The following is a 20,611-nucleotide window of genomic DNA, read 5'->3' as shown; positions in this document are numbered from 1 at the left end:
CCTTGTGGGAGCGGGCTTGCCCGCGAAAAGGCCGACGCGATTCAGGCCTGAACCGCGACCCGCCTACGCCGCACCACCAGGCTGTCCACCACCCACATCACCACCATCGACACCCCCACCAGCGGGAACACGACACCCAGCACCAGCATCACCCCCACGGCAGTCTTCCAGCGCGGCAGGTCATGGCGCAGCGGCGGTACGCCAAGCCCACCGGACGGGCGGCGCTTCCACCACATCACCAAGCCGCTCACCGAGCCCAGCAGGATCATCAGGCACACCAGCAGGATGACGATCTGGTTGAGCGCCCCGAACATCTTGCCCTCGTGCAGCATCACCCCAAGCTCGGTGGCGCGGGCTACCGGGCTGTAGTCGTGCCAGCGCACGTCGGCCAGGACCTTGCCGGTGTACTGGTCCACATGCAGGGTGGCGTCGTTGCGCGGATCGTCGGCGAACACTGCGATGGTGAACACACCTTCAGCGGTGCTCGGCGAGGTGATGCTGTAGCCCGGCGCCACGCCGCGGGCGTTGGCCAGGTCCTCGACCTGCTGCAGGGTGATCTGCGGCGCGGCTGGGGCGCTGTGCATGTCGTGATGGCCCATGTGCTCGGTATGCGCGCCGGACACCGGCATCGGCGTGTTTTCCAGGGCCCAGGGCACGGTCTGGCGATGGGCGCTGTTCAGCGCGCCGGCCTGCTGGTCGGATTTCGGTACGTCGTTCCACATCGCCGCCGGGAAACGGTTCCACAGATCGGCGTACTGTTTGCCCCACAGCCCGGTCCAGGTCATGCCGCTGAGCAGCATCAGCAACAGCAGCGCCGAACCCCAGAAGCCGCTGACCGCATGCAGGTCGCGCCACAGCACGCGCCCGCGTGCCGACAGGCGTGGCCACAGTACGCCACGGCTGTTGCGGCCACGTGGCCACCACAGATAAAGCCCGGACACCACCAGCACGATGCCCCAGCCTGCGGCCAGCTCCACCAGCCGATCGCCGACGGTGCCGACCATCAGCTCGCCATGCAGAGCACGGGCGATGGCCTGCAGGTTCTGCTTGCCGTCCTGCGCGCCCAGCACCTTGGCGCTGTACGGGTCGACGAACACGTTCAGTTCGCGGCCGCCGTCATGCACCACGAACTGCGCGCTGCGCTCGGCGTTCAACGGTGGCAGGTACTGGCCGACATGGCCCTGTGGATAAGCCTGGCGCACCTGGGCCAGCAGGGTATCGGCGCTTTGGCGCTGTTGGCCGGCCTCGACCACCATCAGGTCGCGGTACATCCACGGGTCGAGCTGCGGCTTGAACAGGTAGATGATCCCGGTGATCGCCAGCAGGATCATGAAGGGCGCGACGAACAGCCCGGCATAGAAATGCCAGCGCCAGGCCAGGTTGTAGAAGGATTGCTTTGGTTTGCTCATGGAGCCTCCCGTTCGACCAGGTGGGGCGCGGTCAGGCCCGCGCCCCGATTGTTATTGTCAGAAGCTGAAATCGACCTTGGTCCAGAAGGTCCTGCCCGGCTCGTTGACCGGCTGGGGGGCTGCCGCCGGATAGCCGAACCCGGCGTTCCCGGCCAGGTTCAAGTGCTCGGCGTAGGCCTTGTCGAACAGGTTGTCGACGCCCGCGCTGAGCTTGAGGTTGTGGTTGACCTTGTAGGCACCGTTGAGCGAGAACACGCCGAAACCGCCGCTCTTCTCGTAGTCCTTGCCCACCACGTTGCCCTGGTTCTCGGCGATGCGGTTCTGCGCCGCGACCAGCCGCCACAGCGCACCGACGCTCCAGGTATCGCGGCTGTAGCTCAGGCCCAGGCGGCTTTCCAGCGGGGGCATCTGCGGCAGGGCCTTGCCGTCGCTGCTGTTCTTGCCCCGGGCGTAGGCCAGCGTGGCGTCGGCCTTCCAGTTCTCGTCCAGCTTGTAGGTCGCGCCCAGCTCGCCACCCATGATGCGGGCGTCGATGTTCTGCGCCTGGGTGCTGCTCATGCCCATCATGCTGCGGTAGTCGAACAGGATGTAGTCGCGGATCTGCCCGACGTAGCCGGAGGCCCAGGCCTGCAGGCGTTCGTCCTGGTACTGGATGCCGAAGTCGAGCTGGGTGGTCTTCTCTGGCTTGATGCTGTCGAAGGCGTTGACCGAGCCACGCGGTCCGTTGGTTGGCGAGAACAGCTCCCAGTAGTCGGGGAAGCGCTGGGCGTGGCCCAGGCCGATATAGCTGGTGGCCGGGATCGACGCCAGGTCATGCTCGTAGCGGATGAAGCCGCTGGGCAGGGTATCGGCGCGGGTGTCGCCGTTGGTGGCACTGGCCTGGCGGAAGTCGCGGGCCGAGGCCCGGTCCAGGCGCGCACCGCTGATCAGGCGATCCTCGCCGGTGGCGTACCAGGTCAGCTCGCTGAACACGCCGTAGTTATGGAAGTCGGCGTCCTTGGTCCAGGGCTTGCCCTTGTGCGCATCGACGCCCATGCCGCCGCGTTTGCGGTGTTCGTTGGTCTGCGCGTCGATGCCGCTGATCAACTGCACGTCGGCCCAGCGCCAGGTCGCCTTGATGCGTGCGCCGAGGGTGCGGCGATCGACATTGCTGACCATGGGCATGCCCATCATGCCGCTGCCCGAGGGCGTGCGCAGGCTGTAGTTGTCCATCACGTGGTCGGCGTAGTTGTAGTAGACCTGCGCCTCGACCTTGTCGAGCACCTCGCCGAGGTTGGACTTTTCAAAGCGCAGGCCCAGGCTTTCGCGCTTGAACTGCGAGCCGTCCATGCCGCGCCCGGCGTAGCGCGCCTCGCCATCGCCCTTACCGGCGGTGAGTTCGAGCAGGGTGTCGGTATCCGGGGTCCAGCCGAGGGTCACGTCGCCGTTCCATTTGTCCCAGCGCGACGGCACGGTATCGCCGTTGCCGTCCTTGTAGTCATCCGAGCGCGATTGGTTGCCGACGAAGCGCGCGTAGGCCTGGCTGTTGCCGGCGGCGGCGTCGAGCACCTTGTCGAAGCGGCCGTTGGAGCCGGCGAGCAGGCTGGCGTTGACCCGGCTGCCGAGGGTGCCGAATTTCTCCGGCTCGCGCTCGAAGAGGATGGTGCCAGCCGAACCGCCGGGGCCCCAGATCACGCTTTGCGGGCCTTTGATCACGGTCAGGCGGTCGTAGGTTTCCGGCGAGATGTACGAGGTCGGGGCGTCCATGCGGTTGGGGCAGGCGCCGAGCATCACGCCGCCGTTGGTGAGGATGTTCAGGCGCGAGCCGAACATGCCGCGCAGCACCGGGTCGCCGTTGGTACCGCCGGAGCGGATGGCGGAAAAGCCGGGGATGGTCTTGAGGTAGTCGGCGCCGTCGCTGGCCGGCACCGGCTGGCGGGGATCCTTGGGGTTGGTGACCACGGTCAGCGGCGAGCTGGGCGCGATGGCGGTGATCACCGTCGGGCTCAGTTCCGGGGTGTCATGGCCTTCGTGGCCAGGCTCGACGGCGAGTGCCAGCGGGCTCAGCAGCGAGCCGCAGAGCATGGCGAGGGTCCCATGGCGGGACAGGGCAGAAACAGGGGTGCAGCCGGACATAATGATTCCAGTCGATCAGTCATGAGTAAGCGCGAAGCCTCCTAGCTTCGGGCGTTAAAGGGGGTGGTCAGACGTTGATCGACGCAGGTGGGGCGCGGCTGCGGGCACCGGGAAACACCGCTTGCAGGGCATGGCCCTGGCGGGTCGGGTAGGTGGTGAGGGTGGACGGGATGGCGCTGGCGAGGCTGAGTGGGCTGAGGGTCTGGGGCAGGGCGGGGCAGTTGAACAGCAGGCTGCAATAGCCGCATTTCTCCCAGTCCGCGTGTAGCTGGCCATCGTTGCCGTGGCCGTGGTGGTCTTGCCCGGCATGCGAATGCCCCGAGGCCATGGGCATGTCCATGGCCATGCTCATGTTCATGCCGGCGTGGTGATCCATCGGCATCGACTGGGAAACCAGTGGGCCGATGAAGATCATCCACATGGCGAACAGGCTCAGCCAGCCGCCACCGACGCGCCTGCGATCAGGGCGGGTGCTGCGGGCTGTGCTGTTGCGCGGCAAGCTCATGACGAGCGCCTGTCAGCGGTCAGTGCGCGTGTTCGTGTCCTGCCTGATCGGCGGGCGGCTGCTTCTGCACGGCGACCTCGACGGTGATGTCACCGGCTTTCTCGAAGTGCAGGGTGAGCGGGAAGCGCTTGCCGTCAGTGAGCAGGCTGCGGTCCTTGGGCTGCATCAGCATCACGTGGTAGGCGCTGGGGGCGAAGGTCAGGTCCTTGCCTGCGGGCACAACCACACTCTGCACCTGCTGCATCTTCATGGCACCGGCAGCGGTCTTGATGTGTTCGTGCAACTGGGCGTCATCGCTGACGGGGCTGTCGACGCTCAACAGGCGGTCTTCGACCTTACCGTTGTTGTGAACGATGAAATAGGCCGCGACATTGGGCGCGTTGGGTGGCAGCTCCAGCGACCAGGGATGGGCGATATGCAGGTCGCCGACACTGTATTCGTGGGCGCTGGCGAAGGCGCTGGGCAGCAGCAGGGTGGCCAGGATGAGGGCTTGCTTGAGCATGGTGGGTCTCCGGTCTGTACGGGTTCAGGAACAGCGTCTTGAACTCAGGCCAGTGGAGAGGCTCGCGGATTGAGCGCCGGCCAGAGCTGGCGCGGCGTGGGCTGGTGCGTGGCGAGTGGCGGCGCCTGGCCGAAGCGCAGTTGCGGCGGGTTGTGCAGTTGCGCTGCGTGGCTGGCCAGGGCGAGCACAGGCGAGGCACCCGAGCAGCACCAGCAGTGCTGCATGTTGGAGTGGTCGTCCTGTTGGCCCAGGTCGATCTTGGCCAGGGCCTGGACATCGAGCTTGGCCTTGCCCGCGCCAGTCGAGCAGAAGGCACCCCACAGCAGCTGCTCGGCCGGGCCCTTGGGCACGGCGCAAGACAGCGGCATGGCCAGCAGGTTGAACAGCACTGCAAGGCAGGCTATCCAGGCGATGTGCCGACGTGGGGTCATGGAGAGATCCGGTCAGGAATCAGGTGGCTATTGTACGGCGGAGTATAGGTAAAAATGCGGGGGTGCGGTGAAGTGCCGCAGTTGCTGTTGCACAGCCGGTGAAAGTGGCGTTGTGTTCTTCGCGGGCAAGCCCGCTCCTACAGGAGCCCCGCAATCTTCATCTCGACGGGGCATTTGTGGGAGCGGCGGTTCGGCGCCCCGACTTGCCCGCGAAGCAGTCACCGCCGGTATCAGGCCTTGCCGCGCCCCAGCAGGCCGCGCACTGTCTCCTGCAGGTCCGCTGGCAACACTACGACTTTCGAATTGTCGCTCCCGGCGAGGTTTTCCATCGCGCCGATGTAGCGCTCACCCAGCAGGTACATGGCCGGGGTGGTCTCATTGCCCACCGCTTCACGCACCAGCGAAATCGCCCGGGCCGAGGCTTCGGCCAGGTTGATCTGTGCCTCGGCATCGAGCTTGGCTGACTGCAGGCGCGCCTCGGCTTCGAGAATCGCCGCCTGCTTGGCGCCTTCGGCACGGGTTACGTCAGCTTTACGCTCACGCTCGGCCGCAGCCTGGCGCTCCATGGCCACCTGCATGTTCTCCGACGGTTTGATGTCCTGGATCTCCACCGAGCGCACGGTCACGCCCCAGTCTTCGGTCTGTTCGGACATCGCCTCGCGCAGGCGCGCCTTGATCTGCTCGCGGCTCGACAACGCTTCGTCGAGGTCCATGGCGCCGACGATGGCGCGCAGCGAGGTCATGGTCAGGCTGGTGACCGCGAAGGAGAAGTCCTGCACGCCGTACGAGGCCTTCTGCGGGTCGACCACCTTGGCAAAGCACAGGGCGTTGGCGACGATCACCGCGTTGTCGCGGGTGATGATTTCCTGTTGCTGCACGTCGAGGATGATGTCCTTGGTCGGCAGGCGGTAGGCGATCACGTCCATGTAAGGGATGACGATGTTCAAGCCGGGTTTGAGCGTGGTGTGGTAACGGCCCAGGCGTTCGACGATCCATTCCTCGCCCTGGGGCACGATGCGCACCCCCTTGAACAGGGTGATCAGGACGAACAGGGCGATGGCGGCGACGACGATGAGGCTGGTCATTGCAAGCTTCCTTTCAAGACAGGTTCAGGGGCGGGTAACCCGCGCGGTGTTGCCTTCGATGGCTGCCAGGCGAACGCGCTCGCCGGCGGGGATGTCGCTGTCGGCGACGCAGGTCCATTCTTCGTTGCCGAGGATGGGCTTCTGGAAGCGCACCCGGCCTTTCTGGAACTGCGACACGCTGGCGGTCAGCAGGCCGACTTCACCGATCACGCTGTCTGCAGTCCAGCGTACGTCCGGCTTCTTGCGCCGGAACAGCTTGAACCACAGCAGGGTGGTGAGGGAGGAGAATGCCACCCACAGCAGCACCTGCATGTCCAGTTGCAGTGCAGGGGCGGCCAGGGCAATCAGCGACACCAGGATGGCGCCGATGCCGAACCAGAGGATGAAGAAGGTTGGCAGGACCAGTTCGAGCAGGACCAGGGCGATGCCGAAGACGAGCCAGATCCACCATTGCATTTCCATATGGGCAGGGCCTTGCGGTGAGGGAGGCTGAAGTCTAAGGCAGGGGGGACTGGAAGACTATTCCGAGCTGGATGATGAATGTGTCGGAAATGGCTGGGGCTGCTGCGCAGCTCCCGCGCGAGCCGAGCCTGCTGCTCACATCGACAAGGCTTCGCGCAGTTGCGCCACCGATCCGAACAGCCGATTCACCTCCGGCAGCTCAGGCCGCTTCAACACCAGCACCGGCACCCCGCGCTCGCGCGCCACTTCAAGCTTCGGCTCGGTCGCGGCGCTGCCACTGTTCTTGCTCACCAGCACATCGATCTGGCGCCGTTCGAACAGCGCCCGCTCATCCTCGAGGTGGAACGGGCCACGGGCACCGATCACCTCGCAGCGATCATTGCCCGGGCAGGCTTCCAGGGCGCGCAAGGTCCAGAACTGGTGGGGCGGAATGTCTTCGAGATGTTGCAGCGGCTCGCGCCCCAGGGTGAACAACGGGCGCTTGAAAGGCGCCAGTGCGTCGATCAACTCATCCCAGCCCTCGACCTCGCGCCAGTCGTCACCCGGCTGCGGTTGCCAGGCGGGGCGACGCAAGGCCCAGCAGGGAATGCCCGCCGCCTTCGCCGCCTGCGCGGCATTGGCGCTGATCTGTGCGGCATAGGGGTGGGTGGCGTCGATCAGCAGCGCGATCCGTTCGCGTTGCAGGTAGTCGGCCAGGCCGTCGGCCCCGCCGTAACCGCCCACCCGCACCTGACAGGCCAGATCCTGCGGGATGCGGCCGATACCGGCGAGGCTGTAGACATGCTCAGGCCCCAGCAACCGGGCGATGGCCAGCGCCTCGGTGACGCCGCCCAGCAGCAGGATACGGCCGGTCATTGCACACCTGCCTTGCCGACGACACCGCCCTGACGGTCGATGGCGAATACCTCGACCTGCACCTGTGCAGGCACCACGCTGCGGGCGAATGCCAGGGCGTGGGCGCAGACGCTATCGCCCAGGGCGATACCGGCGGCATGGGCGAGCGCCAGTGCCTGTTGGCTGGTGTTGGCACCGATGATCGCCGCCTGCAGAGCGGGGTCCGCGCCGATATCCGCGGCCCAGCCTGCCAGTTGCGGCAGGTCGATGCTCGAATGACGGCTGTGCAGGTCCATGTGGCCGGCGGCCAGCTTGCTGATCTTGCCGAAACCGCCACACAGGGTCAGGCGCGGTACCGGCACCTTGCGCAGGTGCTTGAGCACCGCGCCGACGAAGTCGCCCATCTCGATCAGGGCGATCTCCGGCAGCCCGTAGACCCGGCGCATGGTGTCTTCGCTGGCGTTGCCAGTGCAGGCGGCGATGTGGGTGTAGCCGTTGGTGTGGGCAACGTCGATGCCCTGGTGGATCGAGGCGATGTAGGCCGAGCAGGAAAATGGCCGGACGATACCGCTGGTGCCGAGAATCGACAGTCCGCCGAGAATGCCCAGCCGCGGGTTCATGGTCTTGAGCGCAAGCTCCGCGCCACCCTGCACATTTACCGTGACCTCGAATCCGCCCGCGTAGGCGCAGTCGCCTGCCAGTCGCTGCAGGTGCTCGCTGATCATCCGCCGCGGCACGGGGTTGATCGCCGGTTCCCCGACTGCCAGTACCAGGCCGGGGCGCGTCACCGTGCCCACGCCTTGCCCGGCGACGAAGCGCACGCCCGGCTCGTCGGTCAGGCGTACCTGGCTGTAGAGCAGGGCACCGTGGGTCACGTCGGGATCGTCGCCTGCGTCTTTCAAGGTGCCGGCCTCGGCGCGCTCGCCGTCTCGGCGGCAGAATTCAAGGCGCATCTGCACCTGCTTGCCCTTGGGCAGGGTGATCTGCACGGCGTCGTTGGACTGGCCGGTGAGCAGCAACTGCGCTGCCGCCAGGCTGGTGGCGGTGGCACAACTGCCGGTGGTCAGGCCACTGCGAAGTGGCGCGGGCTGTTCGCGGGTTTCTTCACGCATCGAAGGGCTTCACCACCTCGAGCAGCGTGATCGGCAGGGCTTGGCGCCAGGTGTCGAAACTGCCTAGGGCCTGGGCCTGGGCCACATGGATGCGGGTCAGTTCGCCGCCGTGTCGCTCACGGAAATGCGCCAGGGCCAGTTCGCTCTGCAAGGTCACGGCATTGGCCACCAGCCGCCCTCCAGGGCGCAGGCGCTCCCAGCACAAGGGCAGTACGCCTTCGCCGGTGACGCCGCCGCCGATGAAAATAGCGTCGGGGCGTTCGAGACCGGCCAGGGCTTGTGGCGCCTTGCCGCGAATCAACTGCAGGCCAGGAACGCCGAGTTGGTCGCGGTTGAATTCGATGAATGCCTGGCGACCCTCGTCGGCCTCGATGGCCAGTGCGCGGCAGCTGGGGTGGGCGCGCATCCATTCGATACCGATCGAGCCGCATCCGGCGCCGACATCCCACAGCAGTTCGCCGGGTTGAGGCGCCAGGCGTGCCAGGGTGATGGCGCGCACGTCGCGTTTGGTCAACTGGCCGTCGTGGCGAAAGGCGCTGTCGGGCAGGCCGCTGATCGGCGACAGGCGCGGGCTGTCCGGCGCGGCCTGGCATTCGATGGCGACCAGGTTCAGTGCTGCGGCCTGGGCGTGGGGCCAGTCTTCTGCGCTGCCATTCAGGTGCTTCTCATCGGGGCCGCCCAAGTGTTCGAACACCTGCATCCGGCTCGGGCCGAAGCCGCGTTCACGCAACAATTGCGCAATGGCTGCAGGGCTGTCGCCGTCATTGCTCAGCACCAGCAGGCGCACACCGCTGTAGAGCTGGGCATTGAGCGCCGCCAGCGGCCGCGCGACCACTGACACCACCTGCACCTCCTGCAACGGCCAGCCCAGGCGCGCGGCGGCCAGGGCGCAGGAGGAGGGCATCGACAGCACCTGCATCTGTTCGGCCGGGACCTGGCGCGCAAGGCTTGCGCCAACGCCGTAGAACATCGGGTCGCCGCTGGCCAGCACGCACACGGGCTCGCCGGACAGAGCCAGCACAGGGGCGAGGGAGAACGGGCTGGACCACGTCAGGCGCTCGCCGACCACGCAGCGCGGCAGCAAGGCGAGCTGGCGCGGGCTGCCGAAGATACGTGCAGCAGACAGCAGCGCGCGCCGGGCCTGCTTGCCCAGGCCGCTGAAGCCGTCTTCGCCGATGCCTACTACTGTCAGCCAGGGGGTCATCTGATCATTTCCGTCGTGTTGGGAATCGTGTCGCCTTTTTCGCGGGCAAGTCGCAGCGGCGAAAAGGACGACACGGTCCTGAAGCATTGCTCGACCATCGGCTTTTCATGCCGTCGGACAAAGCAGGCATAATACCGCGCCTTCTACACTGAAGCGCGTCTTCACGATTGCCGGATACCCCCTTGAAGCCACCCCACACACCCGCCGTTTCGCCCCGCCCCTCGGCCTGCCCGGGGTTGTGGCGCATCGTCGCGGCGCGAGATGGCGGCATTTGCCGGATCAAACTGCCCGGCGGTCTGCTGCTCGCCGAGCAGGCCGAGGCGGTGGCCGAGGCTGCCGAGCGCTTCGCCGGTGGAGTGATCGAGGCGACCAACCGCGCCAATTTGCAGATCCGCGGTATCGGCGACGACCACCTGGCGCTGGTCGGGCACCTGCTCGATGCTGGCCTGGGGCCGCGCGAGGCGGCCGGTGACGATGTCCGCAACCTGATGCTCAGCCCGCTGGCCGGTGTCGATCCGGCGATGCTGATCGACATTCGGCCGCTGGCCGGGCAGATCCTGCACCTGCTGGAAACCACCCCGCGCCTGCATGAGTTGTCGGCCAAGTTCGCCGTGCAGCTCGACGCTGGCGAGTCCCTGGCGATGCTCGCGCACCCCCATGACCTGTGGTTGTCGGCGCTGCTGCTCGACCGGCAGGTGTGGCTGGCCTTCGGGCTGGCGGGCTGCCCGGGCGATGGCGCAACCCTTGGCGCCGTACCGCTGGACCAGGGAGTGGCATTGGTGCGGGCAGTGCTGGAGCGCTTCCTCGACCTTGCCACGCCCGAGCAGACACGGATGCGCCAGTTGCTGCAGACCTGCCCGGTGCAGGATTTCGTCGAAGGGCTGGGGCTGCCGATTCGTCGTGACAGCGCTGTGCGCCAATGGCGGCGAGCGCCCGCCAAGCCGCGCTGGCTCGGTATGTTGGCCCAGCGTGAGGGCAGTGCGTTCGGCGTGGCACCGCCGCTGGGGCGCTTGACGCCCGCCATGCTGCGCGGCCTGGCCAGGCTTGCGCGCGAGGCCGGTGATGGCAGCCTGCGGCTCACCCCCTGGCAGAGCCTGGTGCTGCCGAACTTCGACCCATCGCTGCTCGGGCAGGCCCAGGCCGAGACGAAGGCGCTGGGCATGATCAGCGACGTCCTGCAGCCACTTGCACGCATCAGCGCTTGCACCGGTTCCAGCGGTTGCGCCAAGGGCCAGTCCGACACCAAGGCCGATGCGCAGGTGATCGCTGGGCTGCTGCACCATGGCGCCCCGGCCAGTGTGCACCTGACGGCTTGCCCGCGTTCCTGTGCCGTGGCCCATGTCGCCCCGGCCACCCTGCTGGCCCGTGCCCCGGGCCGTTATGACCTTTATCTTCGCGATGCGCGCCTGCCGGGTTTCGGCCGACTGCGCGCATCCGACCTTACCCCAGAAGAAGCAGGCGCCATGCTCGACCTGCCGACGGAGCACCTTGATGATTGACTACATCCGCGATGGTCAGGAGATCTATCGCAATTCCTTCCGCATCATTCGCGAGGAGGCTCGCCTGGAGCGGATTCCGGCCGATCTGGAAAAGCTCGCCGTGCGAGTGATCCACGCCTGCGGCATGGTCGAGGCGATCGACGGCCTGCAGTTTTCCGAAGGCGCCGGAACGGCGGGGCGCCAGGCCCTGGCCAAGGGCGCGCCGATCCTCTGCGACGCGCACATGGTTGCCGAAGGCATCACCCGCGCGCGCCTGCCGGCCGACAACCCGGTCATCTGCACCCTGCGTGACCCCAGCGTGCCGGGCTTGGCCAAGGACGCTGGCAACACCCGCTCGGCGGTGGCCCTGGAGCTGTGGCGCCCGCATCTGGAGGGCAGCGTGGTGGTGATCGGCAATGCCCCGACCGCGCTGTTCTACTTGCTGGAAATGCTCGACGCGGGTGCGCCCAAGCCTGCGTTGATCCTCGGCTTCCCGGTAGGCTTCGTCGGCGCTGCCGAGTCCAAGGCGATGTTGGCCGCCGACAGCCGTGGTGTGCCGTTCGTCATCATGCAGGGGCGCCTGGGCGGTAGCGCCATGGCCGCCGCGGCTGTCAATGCCCTCGCCACGGAGGTGGAATGATGCAGCTTCGTGGACGTCTGCTCGGCCTGGGGGTCGGCCCCGGCGATCCGGAACTGATCACGGTCAAGGCCCTGCGCCTGCTGCGCGAAGCGCCGGTGGTGGCGTATTTCGTGGCCAAGGGCAAGCGCGGCAATGCCTTCGGTATCATCGAGGCGCACCTGCAGGCGCAGCAGACCCTGCTGCCACTGGTGTATCCGGTCACCACCGAGGTGCTGCCGGCACCACTGTCGTACGAGCAGGTCATCAGCGACTTCTACGACGAAGCCAGCGTGCAGGTGGCTGAACACCTGGATGCCGGTCGTGATGTGGCGGTGATCTGCGAAGGCGATCCGTTCTTCTACGGCTCCTACATGTACCTGCACGATCGCCTGGCCCAGCGCTACGAGGCCGAGGTGATCCCGGGCGTGTGCTCGATGCTCGGCGGGGCTTCCGTGCTCGGTGCGCCGCTGGTCTACCGCAACCAGACGCTGACCGTGCTCTCCGGTGTACTGCCCCACGAAGAGCTCAAGCGCCGCCTGGCCGACGCCGACGCCGCCGTGATCATGAAGCTTGGGCGCAACTTCCCCAAGGTACGCGAGGTGCTCGCCGAGCTGGGCCTGGACCAGCGCGCGCTGTACGTGGAGCGTGCAACCATGGCCAACCAGAAGATAGTCGCGCTGGACGCGGTCGATCCGCAGTCTTCGCCGTATTTCTCGCTGATCGTCGTACCGGGTGAAAAATGGCAGGGATGAACAGCGACAAGGCACCGGCCATCGTCATTCTCGGCCCTGGCAGCCTGGCCACCGCCCAGCGTATCCAGCAGCGTTATCCACAGGCGCGGATTCACGGCCTGAGCGGCCGGGTCGAGGGCGTCGAGCACGGCTACGAATCCTTCGGCGACACGCTGCGTGGGCTGTACCGCGAAGGTGTGCCGATCATCGCCCTGTGCGCGGCCGGGATCGTCATTCGTACTTTGGCGCCCCTGCTCGACGAGAAGGGCGCCGAGCCGCCGGTGCTGGCGGTGGCGGAGGACGGCAGCGCCGTGGTGCCGCTGCTGGGTGGCCTGAGCGGGGTCAATGTCATGGCGCGGGAGATTGGCGAGGTGCTGGGTGTGGTGGCGGCCATCACCACCAGCGGCGAGCTGCGTTTCGGCACCTGCCTGCTCAATCCGCCGGCAGGCTACGCCTTGGCAGATCTGGAGCAGGGCAAGCGCTTCGTCTCTGACCTGCTGGCCGGCGAGCGCGTGCGCATCGAAGGTACGGCGCTCTGGCTGGCCCAGGCGCAGTTGCCCGAAGACGCCGCGGCCCGACGCAGTATTCATGTCGGCTGCCAGGCGCGCCCGGCCAGCCGCGACGAGTTGCTGATCCATGCGCGCTCGGTACTGGTGGCTGTGCAGGCCGGGCAGGCCGATCTGCCTGCCCTTGTGCGTGACGCTTTGGCTGCGGCGAACATCGCCGACGCATCGCTGGCGTGCTTGCTGGCTGGTGACGATGCGCTGGCCGAGCCCGCCGTGCACGACGCCGCCCGAAGCCTGGGCGTGCCCCTGCGATTCGCGGCGCAGGGAGGCAGCCTGGTCGAGATGGCTGGACAGGCGCTTGCGGGCGCGCAACTGATCGAACAGGGTGAGGTGGTCATCGCTGTAGCGCCGGCGCCGATCGACCCGTTGCAGGTCGGACGTGCGCGCGGTCGCCTGGCTGTGATCGGCCTGGGCCCGGGGGCTGCGGAGTTCATGGTGCCGGCAGTCAAGGCCGAACTGGCCCGCGCCAACGATGTACTGGGCTACGAAACCTATGTGCGTATGGCCGGCCCCTTCCGCGCCGATCAGGTGCTGCACTGCACCGACAACCGCGAGGAGATGCAGCGTGCGCGTCACGCCTTCGAGCTTGCGGCGCAGGGGCGCTCGGTGGTGGTGGTCTCTTCGGGCGATCCTGGCGTGTTCGCCATGGCGGCTGCGGTGCTCGAGGCGCTGCATGAATCGAGCGATCCGGCCTGGCATCGCGTCGACCTGCAGATCCTGCCCGGCGTTTCCGCCTCCCTGGCCACCGCGGCCCAGGCCGGTGCACCGTTGGGGCACGATTTCTGCGTGATGTCGCTGTCGGACAACCTCAAGCCCTGGTCGATCATCGAGAAGCGCCTGGACCTGGCGGCGCAGGCCGACCTGGTGCTGGCGTTCTACAACCCGATCTCCCGCGCCCGGCCTTGGCAACTGGGGCAGGCCCTGGAGATCGTGCGCCGTCATCGGGATGGGCAGACCCCTGTGGTCCTGGGGCGCGACATCGGCAGGCCGGGGCAGAGCCTGAACGTCGTCTCGCTCTGCGAGTTGCTGCCTGAGATGGTCGATATGCGCACCATGGTGCTGGTCGGCTCCAGTACGACCACCGTGTTCAAGCATGCCGATGGCGCGCAGTGGGTCTATACCCCGCGCTGGTATCCCCCGCACCGCTGACCTTATTGGAACTCCTTCAGTCCGCCAGGCCGAGCTGGCGCTGGCTAACGTGGTCGCCCCTGGTGTTCAGGGGCAACCCAAAGGAGTTTCAGATGAGCGATGATAAACAAGTCACCACCACCGACGCTGGCCTGCTGGTCGAGGGCAACTTGCTGGCCTGTGGTGCAGGCATGACGGCACAGAGCCGCCGCGACGTGAAGAACGCGTTCCACTTCGCCACCCTTGTCGCGGACAAGGCGCTGGATATCGAGGAAAACGGCAAGGCCTGGTACGACAAGTTCCTCGATGCGATGCGTGACCTGGGCTTCACCACCCCCCACCGCAGCTTCGAACTGGAAACCTCCTCGCAGTTGAGCGTCACGCTGGGCGCGGTGGGCGTGCGTATCATCGGTGCAGCCGGCACTGCACTGCTGGGCGGCACGAAGCTGGGCGCACTGGCCAAGCGGGCGTTCGACAAGCTGACCGACGTCGAAAAAGACACCCGCATCATCCATCACAAGAAAAAGAGCAAGGCCAGGGGCGTGGTCGGGATGGCGGCTTGCCTGGAAACCGAGCAAGGCGATGTAGTCATGGTGATGAGCTGTGTGCGTTCGACGGAGCCGAACCTGGATGAAGATGTACTGGGGGTGCAGTTCCAGCTCGAGAAGTCGCAGTACTACGCCGGCCAAGCGGTGCTGACGCTGAACAACTTCGTCTACGAGAAAGTGCGGGCCACGGTGGAGGAGAAGCTCGGCGTGCGCAGTGTCGAGAACATTCTGCAGTACGACATCTGATCAAGGGCGCGGGCTTGCGGGCACCGCGCTTTTTTGTTTCTACAGACCGGAAAACCTGCCATGACCTATGCAGATCACACGCTGATCCTGATTGGCCAGACCGTGTTGCTCGTGCCGCCAGGCATCGAGGTGCAGCAGCGCGAGGATGCCCTGGATTCACTGCACTACTGTCAGTTGCTGGCCAACAAGCACGCTGGCTCCTGCTTCGACGATCCCGACGCTTGGGCGCTTGCCTATCGCCAGGGTTTCGAGTCACTGAACTGGATCAGGTTCGTCAGCGCGCATGATTGGATCGCCCTTGGACCAGGGGCTGCCCGCAACGAGGAGACGCCGCTCTTGAACTGGTTGAAGCAGCGCAAGATCGATGTCGATGGGGTACTGGCCACGTTGTCGAAGGCACTGACGGGCATGCCTGAGGGCCTGGACCATCTGCTGCGTTTCGCCGTGCGCAACGAGGCCGATACGGGCGAGCTGCACATTGAGTTCGGGCTGCTCGGTGCCGGGCCGATTCTCGACCTGTGCAGCGTGTCGCTGCGCTGCGAGCACCCGATCACGCGGGAGACGCTGGCCGCCGCTGCACAGCGTACGCAGCTGCAGGGCGAGCTGGCGGTACGGGCGCTGTCGCTGAACCTGAGCAAGCAGCACTTTGCTTCGCAGCGCTCGGACCTGCACAACTTGATACTCGACAAGGAACGCGAGAAGCCTCGTCGACTGACGCTGGGAGTGATGACACATGAATGAAGCCAATGCTGCTGTGATTGGGGCGGGCGTCGTCTCGTTCCTGCCGGGCTTGTCGCTGGCGCAGAAAGACAAGGTGAAACTGGCCCTGGCGTTGGCCGAGCGGGCCACACAGACGGCCTTCGACGAAGGGTTGGTGCAGGATTGGTTCGCCTACTACCGCAACCAGTTGAAGTTCATGGGCTGGGATGCGGTGTCTGCCGAGCAGGTCCACTGGCCGGATGCGGGGCGCGCCGAACAGGTCGACAAAGTCCTTGCGCTGATCACCAAGACCGCGGGGGAGCGATTCGCCAGCAATGTGGAAATGTCGTTGCAGCGCCTGCGCAACAGCCCAGAGACGCTCGCCAGCTTGGAGAAGAACGCACGCGAGCGAGGGCACTTCCAGTTACTCCCTTGCGCTCCGGCCGGGCAGAACCGGGTCGATATGGTGCTGTATCACGAGGTCGATACTCAGGATGCCTGGCGCGCGGGCTTCATCACCCGCAAGCGCAGCATGAAGAACGTGCGCGCCGAGCTTGTACGGTTCAACATCCTGGCTTTCGAGAACAGCTACCTGTCCAAGGTGCACCAGCGGGTCGTGGAGGTATCCCTGAAGCGGATACACGACTACGACATTTGAGGGGGGCTGGGTGATCAGGGCGTGTGGAGGGGGCCGGTGGCCGCTTCGCGCTGGTTCGCCCAGAACTGGATCAGTTCGCGCAACTGCGACAGTTCCACCGGCTTGGCCATGTGCCCGTCCATGCCGGCCAGGCGTGCACGTTCCTTGTGCTCGCTGAGGATATGCGCGGTCAGTGCCACCACCGGGGTGCGCTGGCGCTGATTGGCCGCTTCCCAGTCACGCAGGCGCTGGGTCGCGGAGAACCCATCGAGAATCGGCATTTCGCAGTCCATGAGCACCAGGTCGTAGCGCTGCGCTTTCATGGCCTCGAAGGCCTCTTCGCCGTTGCTGGCCGTGTCGGGCTCGAGGTTGAGCTTGCCGAGCATGCCGCGGATCACCTTGGTCGAGATGCTGTTGTCTTCGGCGACCAGGATACGGAAGTCGGCGGGCAGGTCCAGCGGCGCCGGCGCGCCACCGAGGGCAGCAATGATTGCCGGCTCGCGGCCACGCTGGCTCAGTTCCTCGGCCAGGGTGGTCTTGAGCGTGTAGCCGGCCACCGGCTTGGCCAGGATGCGTTTGACCCCGGCATTGCGGGCGATGATCTTGCTGGGCGCGTTGCTGATGCCGGTCAGCATGATCACCAGGATGTCGTGGTTCAGGCTCGGGTCTTCCTTGATCTTGGCAGCCAGTTGCATGCCGGTCATTCCGGGCATGTTCTGATCGAGCAGCACGGCATCGAAGTAGTCGCGCAGGTGCGCCTTGGTGCGCAGCAGCGCCAGGGCTTCCTTGCCGGAGGGCACCGCACTGACGTTCATGCCCCAGGCGCTGCACTGTTGTACCAGCACCTTGCGGCAGGTGTCGTTATCGTCCACCACCAGCACCCGGGCATCGCGCAGCGGGCCGTCGAGATCGGCGGGCGGTTGTTCCAGGCGAAGCGGATCGAGCGGCAGTGTCAGCCACAGCGTATTGCCCAGGCTGGTGCTGGTCTTGATGCCGAATTCGCCGTGCATCAGGCCGATCAACTGCTTGGCGATCACCAGGCCCAGATGGCCGCCGAGCTTGTTGCTGGAGAGGAAGTGGTGGCTGTGCAGCTCGGCCTGCAGCAAAGCCTCGCGCTCGGCGCTGGCCATCGGCTCGCCGCTGTCCTGCACGGCGATACGCAGGCGCGGGGCGTCACCGCGCTGGTCGAGGGCCACCACCAGCAGGATTTCGCCCTGGTCGGTGTTCTTCAGGGCATTGTCCAGCAGGCTCGACAGCGCCTGGCGCAACCGCGTCGGATCGCCGCTGATCACGCGTGGCACCTGTGGCTGGGTGAAGCTGATCAGCTCGATGTTCTGCTGTTCGGCCTTGGCCCGGAAGATGTTCAGACAGTCTTCGATCAGTGCGTTGAGGTCGAACTGCACATCATCCAACTCGATCTGCCGCGACTCGAGCTTGGAGATGTCGAGGATTTCGTTGATCAGTGTGAGCAGCTCGTTGCCGGCACTGTGGATGGTTTGCACGTAGTCGCGCTGCTTGACCGACAACGGCGTGCCCAGCAGCAGCTCGGTCATGCCCAGCACGCCGTTCATCGGCGTGCGGATCTCGTGGCTGATCTTGGCCAGGAATTCGGCCTTGGCGTTGATCTCGGCGTCGCTGGCGGCGAGGGCACGGCTGGCACGCACGCGCTCCTCGTTGATCTTGCGCAGGCGCTCGCTGACCGCAAGGTTCAGCAACAGGCCGCTGACCACGGTCAGCCCCATCAGGATGACCAGCAGCCAGGGGGTGGGGGTGCGTGTCAGGCCGAGCAGCGCAGGCAGCAGGACCAGGCCGCCGAGGTTGAACACCAGCATGGCCAGGGTGAACAGGCGTGCGGGGTTGTAGCCCTTGTACCAGTAGTACGTACTGGCCAGGAGCATGCTCAGGCTGCCGAGGGCCAGCAGGGTGTAGGTGGTCAGGTTCAGCGGCAGGCTGTCGATGAACAGCAGGAGCAGGCCGCTGAGGGCGGCGATCAGCATTTCTGCCTGCAGGATGCGGGTGAGCCGCAACGAGGCGCAGGGCGAGAAGAAGCGCTGGGTGAAATACAGCCCGCAGAGCCCCGCCAGGACCAGCGTGAGGTAGGCGGCAGGCGTTTGCGCGCTGTGCCACAGGTGCCACCACGGGCCGCAGAGGTTGAGCAGGATCAAGGCGCTGAGCAGCATCAGCGCGTGGTACAGCGCCAGTACCAGGGTGGTGCTGGAGCGCGTGTAGAAGAAGCGGATCAGGTTGTGCAGGATCAGCATCACCAGGCCGCCGAACAGCAGGCCGAACAGCAGCGGCTGGCGTTGGTCGATGGCCGCGCTGGCCGCCGATTCCAGAGAGATTGCCGGGCGTAACTGGTGTTCGGAGACCAGACGCACGTAAATATCCAGCGGTTGCGTGGCGTTGGGCAGTGGCAGAACGTGATCGCTGCCGCGCAGGGTAGGGCTGGCATTGCCCAGTTGTCGGCCATGGTGCAACTGGCGCAGTAGCGTGCCGCCGTCGAGGGCGTAGAGGTCCAGGCGCGACAGGTCGGGGGCGAAGATGCGCAGCAGGCGTTCCTGGTCGGCGGGCTCGAGGCGGTAGTGCAGCCACAGGGCCTGGTCGGGCAGGGCGGCATCCAGCGCGTCCAGTTGCAATGGGCTGAACTGGTTGCGGTAGCGGTCGGAGCGTACGTCGGAGAGCTGCAGGCTTGCCTGTTCATCGAGCAGCACAGACCACCCGCCGCCTTGTTCGGCTGCAGCCGGAAGCAGGCAGAGCAGGGTCAGCAAGCTGACGATCAGGGCAGTGGCAATCCGAAGCCGACGCACGACGAGATCCTTTCTTGGCTGATAAGCCGGATAACAACTATGCGCGGCGTGCCGCGCCAAAGGCAAGGCCCCGATGGGGCCCTGTCGACGAGCCGCAGGCCGCGCGCCATGGCGCTGCGACCTGCGGGCCGCAGTTTACTGCTGGTGCTCACCGCGCTCGCGGGCGATGGCCCGGTAGCCGATGTCGGTGCGGTAGAAGCTACCGTTCCAGCTGACTTCCTTGGCCAGGCGGTAGGCCTGCTGCTGTGCATCGGCAACGGTGCTGCCCATGGCGGTGGCACACAGGACACGCCCGCCGTTGGTGGTCACCTGGCCATCCTTGAGCGCAGTACCGGCGTGGAACACCTTGCCTTCGATCTTGGCCGCAGCGTCCAGGCCGTTGATCAGGTCGCCCTTGGCGTAGTCGCCCGGGTAACCGCCAGCGGCCAGCACCACGCCCAGGCTCGGGCGCGGGTCCCACTGCGCTTCGACCTTGTCCAGGGCCTTGGCGAATGCGGCCTCGACCAACAGCACCAGGCTCGACTCCAGGCGCAGCATGACCGGTTGTGTCTCGGGGTCGCCGAAGCGGCAGTTGAACTCGATGACCTTCGGATTGCCTGCCTTGTCGATCATCAGGCCCGCATAGAGGAAGCCGGTGTAGACGTTGCCTTCCTCGGCCATGCCGCGCACGGTCGGCCAGATCACCTGGTCCATCACGCGCTGGTGCACCTCGGCGGTGACCACCGGGGCTGGCGAGTAGGCGCCCATGCCACCGGTGTTCGGGCCGGTATCTTTATCGCCGACACGTTTGTGGTCCTGGCTGGTGGCCATCGGCAGCACGTTGTGGCCATCGACCATGACGATGAAGCTGGCTTCCTCGCCGTCGAGGAACTCTTCGATCACCACGCGCGAACCGGCCTCACCGAAGGCGTTGCCGGCGAGCATGTCGCGCACGGCGTCTTCGGCTTCCTGCAGGGTCATGGCAACGATCACGCCCTTGCCTGCGGCCAGGCCGTCGGCCTTGATCACGATCGGTGCGCCTTTCTCGCGCAGGTAGGCCAGCGCCGGCTCGATCTCGGTGAAGTTTTGGTAGTCGGCGGTCGGGATCTTGTGGCGAGCCAGGAAATCCTTGGTGAAGGCCTTGGAACCTTCGAGCTGGGCCGCGCCCTTGGTCGGACCGAAGCAGTCCAGGCCACGGCTGCGGAACAGGTCGACCACACCGATGACCAGCGGCGCTTCAGGGCCGACGATGGTCAGGTCGACGTTCTTCTCGGCGAAATCGGCCAGTTGCTCCAGGGCGCAGACGTCGATGGCGACGTTCTCGCATTTGGCTTCGATGGCAGTACCGGCGTTGCCCGGGGCCACGAAGACTTTTTCGACGCGGGGGTCCTGGGCGACTTTCCAGGCCAGGGCGTGTTCACGACCGCCGCTGCCGATGATCAAAACTTTCATGTCAAAACCTCTGTCTAGCGGTGATCCCCGATCCTGTGGGAGCGGGTTTACCCGCGAATGCG

19 protein-coding genes are annotated in these 20,611 nt (G+C 66.2%); 7 read left to right on the top strand and 12 right to left on the bottom strand.

Annotation, left to right across the window (positions count from 1 at the left end):
• Nucleotides 1–41: 41 nt before the first annotated feature.
• From ACPZMI_RS06165 to cbiE, 10 genes are all read right to left on the bottom strand, one after another.
• Nucleotides 42–1,409 (bottom strand): PepSY-associated TM helix domain-containing protein, encoded by a 1,368-nt coding sequence (locus tag ACPZMI_RS06165; RefSeq protein ID WP_426351874.1) that lies wholly within the window; start codon nt 1,407–1,409, stop codon nt 42–44.
• A 57-nt stretch (nt 1,410–1,466) separates the two neighbouring features.
• The gene (locus tag ACPZMI_RS06160) at nt 1,467–3,524 is read right to left on the bottom strand and encodes a TonB-dependent copper receptor (RefSeq protein ID WP_426351873.1); all 2,058 of its coding nucleotides are present in this window, start codon (nt 3,522–3,524) and stop codon (nt 1,467–1,469) included.
• Between the two features lie 67 nt (nt 3,525–3,591).
• Complete coding sequence (locus tag ACPZMI_RS06155; RefSeq protein WP_186665984.1) at nt 3,592–4,029, bottom strand: DUF2946 domain-containing protein; 438 nt, start codon at nt 4,027–4,029, stop codon at nt 3,592–3,594.
• 19 nt (nt 4,030–4,048) lie between these two features.
• On the bottom strand, nt 4,049–4,531 hold the full coding sequence (locus ACPZMI_RS06150) for a copper chaperone PCu(A)C (protein ID WP_426351872.1): 483 nt from the start codon (nt 4,529–4,531) through the stop codon (nt 4,049–4,051).
• A 44-nt stretch (nt 4,532–4,575) separates the two neighbouring features.
• The gene (locus ACPZMI_RS06145; protein WP_426351871.1) at nt 4,576–4,962 is read right to left on the bottom strand and encodes a DUF2946 domain-containing protein; all 387 of its coding nucleotides are present in this window, start codon (nt 4,960–4,962) and stop codon (nt 4,576–4,578) included.
• A gap of 230 nt (nt 4,963–5,192) precedes the next feature.
• On the bottom strand, nt 5,193–6,047 hold the full coding sequence (locus tag ACPZMI_RS06140; RefSeq protein ID WP_186665990.1) for an SPFH domain-containing protein: 855 nt from the start codon (nt 6,045–6,047) through the stop codon (nt 5,193–5,195).
• 24 nt (nt 6,048–6,071) lie between these two features.
• Nucleotides 6,072–6,509 carry an NfeD family protein gene (locus ACPZMI_RS06135; protein ID WP_054894581.1) on the bottom strand — a complete coding sequence of 146 codons (438 nt, stop codon included), beginning with the start codon at nt 6,507–6,509 and terminating at the stop codon, nt 6,072–6,074.
• A gap of 135 nt (nt 6,510–6,644) precedes the next feature.
• Nucleotides 6,645–7,364, bottom strand: coding sequence for a cobalt-precorrin-6A reductase (locus ACPZMI_RS06130; protein ID WP_186665992.1), 720 nt, complete (start codon nt 7,362–7,364; stop codon nt 6,645–6,647).
• Nucleotides 7,361–8,455, bottom strand: a complete 1,095-nt coding sequence (locus tag ACPZMI_RS06125; RefSeq protein WP_186665994.1) for a cobalt-precorrin-5B (C(1))-methyltransferase — start codon at nt 8,453–8,455, stop codon at nt 7,361–7,363. The genes ACPZMI_RS06130 and ACPZMI_RS06125 overlap by 4 nt, the downstream gene beginning before the upstream one ends.
• The gene (gene cbiE / locus ACPZMI_RS06120; protein ID WP_426351870.1) at nt 8,448–9,659 is read right to left on the bottom strand and encodes a precorrin-6y C5,15-methyltransferase (decarboxylating) subunit CbiE; all 1,212 of its coding nucleotides are present in this window, start codon (nt 9,657–9,659) and stop codon (nt 8,448–8,450) included. The genes ACPZMI_RS06125 and cbiE overlap by 8 nt, the downstream gene beginning before the upstream one ends.
• A gap of 167 nt (nt 9,660–9,826) precedes the next feature.
• On the opposite strand from cbiE, the gene cobG reads away from it, so the two are divergent.
• The 7 genes from cobG (at nt 9,827) to ACPZMI_RS06085 (ending at nt 16,332) form a co-directional block, all read left to right on the top strand.
• Nucleotides 9,827–11,158: a precorrin-3B synthase gene (gene cobG / locus ACPZMI_RS06115; protein ID WP_426351869.1), complete on the top strand. Its 1,332-nt coding sequence runs from the start codon at nt 9,827–9,829 to the stop codon at nt 11,156–11,158.
• Nucleotides 11,151–11,777 carry a precorrin-8X methylmutase gene (locus tag ACPZMI_RS06110; protein WP_054894218.1) on the top strand — a complete coding sequence of 209 codons (627 nt, stop codon included), beginning with the start codon at nt 11,151–11,153 and terminating at the stop codon, nt 11,775–11,777. The genes cobG and ACPZMI_RS06110 overlap by 8 nt, the downstream gene beginning before the upstream one ends.
• Nucleotides 11,777–12,508 (top strand): precorrin-2 C(20)-methyltransferase, encoded by a 732-nt coding sequence (locus ACPZMI_RS06105; RefSeq protein ID WP_186721902.1) that lies wholly within the window; start codon nt 11,777–11,779, stop codon nt 12,506–12,508. The genes ACPZMI_RS06110 and ACPZMI_RS06105 overlap by 1 nt, the downstream gene beginning before the upstream one ends.
• On the top strand, nt 12,496–14,202 hold the full coding sequence (gene cobJ / locus ACPZMI_RS06100; RefSeq protein ID WP_426351868.1) for a precorrin-3B C(17)-methyltransferase: 1,707 nt from the start codon (nt 12,496–12,498) through the stop codon (nt 14,200–14,202). Before ACPZMI_RS06105 ends, cobJ begins: the two co-directional genes overlap by 13 nt.
• Nucleotides 14,203–14,294: 92 nt before the next feature.
• Nucleotides 14,295–14,975, top strand: coding sequence for a hypothetical protein (locus ACPZMI_RS06095; protein WP_426351867.1), 681 nt, complete (start codon nt 14,295–14,297; stop codon nt 14,973–14,975).
• Nucleotides 14,976–15,035: 60 nt separating this feature from the next.
• A complete protein-coding gene (locus tag ACPZMI_RS06090) occupies nt 15,036–15,716 on the top strand; it encodes a hypothetical protein (protein ID WP_411383342.1) in 681 nt (226 codons plus the stop codon).
• Nucleotides 15,709–16,332 carry a hypothetical protein gene (locus ACPZMI_RS06085; protein WP_411383341.1) on the top strand — a complete coding sequence of 208 codons (624 nt, stop codon included), beginning with the start codon at nt 15,709–15,711 and terminating at the stop codon, nt 16,330–16,332. Before ACPZMI_RS06090 ends, ACPZMI_RS06085 begins: the two co-directional genes overlap by 8 nt.
• Nucleotides 16,333–16,346: 14 nt before the next feature.
• Here ACPZMI_RS06085 and ACPZMI_RS06080 read toward each other — a convergent pair whose 3' ends face one another.
• Both ACPZMI_RS06080 and purD read right to left on the bottom strand, forming a co-directional pair.
• Nucleotides 16,347–19,118: a hybrid sensor histidine kinase/response regulator gene (locus tag ACPZMI_RS06080; protein ID WP_186666004.1), complete on the bottom strand. Its 2,772-nt coding sequence runs from the start codon at nt 19,116–19,118 to the stop codon at nt 16,347–16,349.
• A 135-nt stretch (nt 19,119–19,253) separates the two neighbouring features.
• Complete coding sequence (gene purD, locus ACPZMI_RS06075) at nt 19,254–20,549, bottom strand: phosphoribosylamine--glycine ligase (RefSeq protein WP_186666006.1); 1,296 nt, start codon at nt 20,547–20,549, stop codon at nt 19,254–19,256.
• Between the last annotated feature and the right edge of the window lie 62 nt (nt 20,550–20,611).

The sequence above is a fragment of the Pseudomonas wayambapalatensis genome (genome assembly GCF_049942315.1).
GTDB lineage: Bacteria > Pseudomonadota > Gammaproteobacteria > Pseudomonadales > Pseudomonadaceae > Aquipseudomonas > Aquipseudomonas wayambapalatensis.
The sequence above is the reverse complement of the archived record's forward strand: the minus strand, read 5'-3'. Positions and strand labels throughout refer to the sequence as shown.

What these genes read in the sequence shown, in the direction of transcription:
- ACPZMI_RS06165 (WP_426351874.1), bottom strand. Translation starts at nt 1,409, where the DNA reads ATGAGCAAACCAAAGCAATCCTTCTACAACCTGGCCTGGCGCTGGCAT.
- ACPZMI_RS06160 (WP_426351873.1), bottom strand. Translation starts at nt 3,524, where the DNA reads ATGTCCGGCTGCACCCCTGTTTCTGCCCTGTCCCGCCATGGGACCCTC.
- ACPZMI_RS06155 (WP_186665984.1), bottom strand. Translation starts at nt 4,029, where the DNA reads ATGAGCTTGCCGCGCAACAGCACAGCCCGCAGCACCCGCCCTGATCGC.
- ACPZMI_RS06150 (WP_426351872.1), bottom strand. Translation starts at nt 4,531, where the DNA reads ATGCTCAAGCAAGCCCTCATCCTGGCCACCCTGCTGCTGCCCAGCGCC.
- ACPZMI_RS06145 (WP_426351871.1), bottom strand. Translation starts at nt 4,962, where the DNA reads ATGACCCCACGTCGGCACATCGCCTGGATAGCCTGCCTTGCAGTGCTG.
- ACPZMI_RS06140 (WP_186665990.1), bottom strand. Translation starts at nt 6,047, where the DNA reads ATGACCAGCCTCATCGTCGTCGCCGCCATCGCCCTGTTCGTCCTGATC.
- ACPZMI_RS06135 (WP_054894581.1), bottom strand. Translation starts at nt 6,509, where the DNA reads ATGGAAATGCAATGGTGGATCTGGCTCGTCTTCGGCATCGCCCTGGTC.
- ACPZMI_RS06130 (WP_186665992.1), bottom strand. Translation starts at nt 7,364, where the DNA reads ATGACCGGCCGTATCCTGCTGCTGGGCGGCGTCACCGAGGCGCTGGCC.
- ACPZMI_RS06125 (WP_186665994.1), bottom strand. Translation starts at nt 8,455, where the DNA reads ATGCGTGAAGAAACCCGCGAACAGCCCGCGCCACTTCGCAGTGGCCTG.
- cbiE (WP_426351870.1), bottom strand. Translation starts at nt 9,659, where the DNA reads ATGACCCCCTGGCTGACAGTAGTAGGCATCGGCGAAGACGGCTTCAGC.
- ACPZMI_RS06110 (WP_054894218.1), top strand. Translation starts at nt 11,151, where the DNA reads ATGATTGACTACATCCGCGATGGTCAGGAGATCTATCGCAATTCCTTC.
- ACPZMI_RS06105 (WP_186721902.1), top strand. Translation starts at nt 11,777, where the DNA reads ATGCAGCTTCGTGGACGTCTGCTCGGCCTGGGGGTCGGCCCCGGCGAT.
- cobJ (WP_426351868.1), top strand. Translation starts at nt 12,496, where the DNA reads ATGGCAGGGATGAACAGCGACAAGGCACCGGCCATCGTCATTCTCGGC.
- ACPZMI_RS06095 (WP_426351867.1), top strand. Translation starts at nt 14,295, where the DNA reads ATGAGCGATGATAAACAAGTCACCACCACCGACGCTGGCCTGCTGGTC.
- ACPZMI_RS06090 (WP_411383342.1), top strand. Translation starts at nt 15,036, where the DNA reads ATGACCTATGCAGATCACACGCTGATCCTGATTGGCCAGACCGTGTTG.
- ACPZMI_RS06085 (WP_411383341.1), top strand. Translation starts at nt 15,709, where the DNA reads ATGAATGAAGCCAATGCTGCTGTGATTGGGGCGGGCGTCGTCTCGTTC.
- purD (WP_186666006.1), bottom strand. Translation starts at nt 20,549, where the DNA reads ATGAAAGTTTTGATCATCGGCAGCGGCGGTCGTGAACACGCCCTGGCC.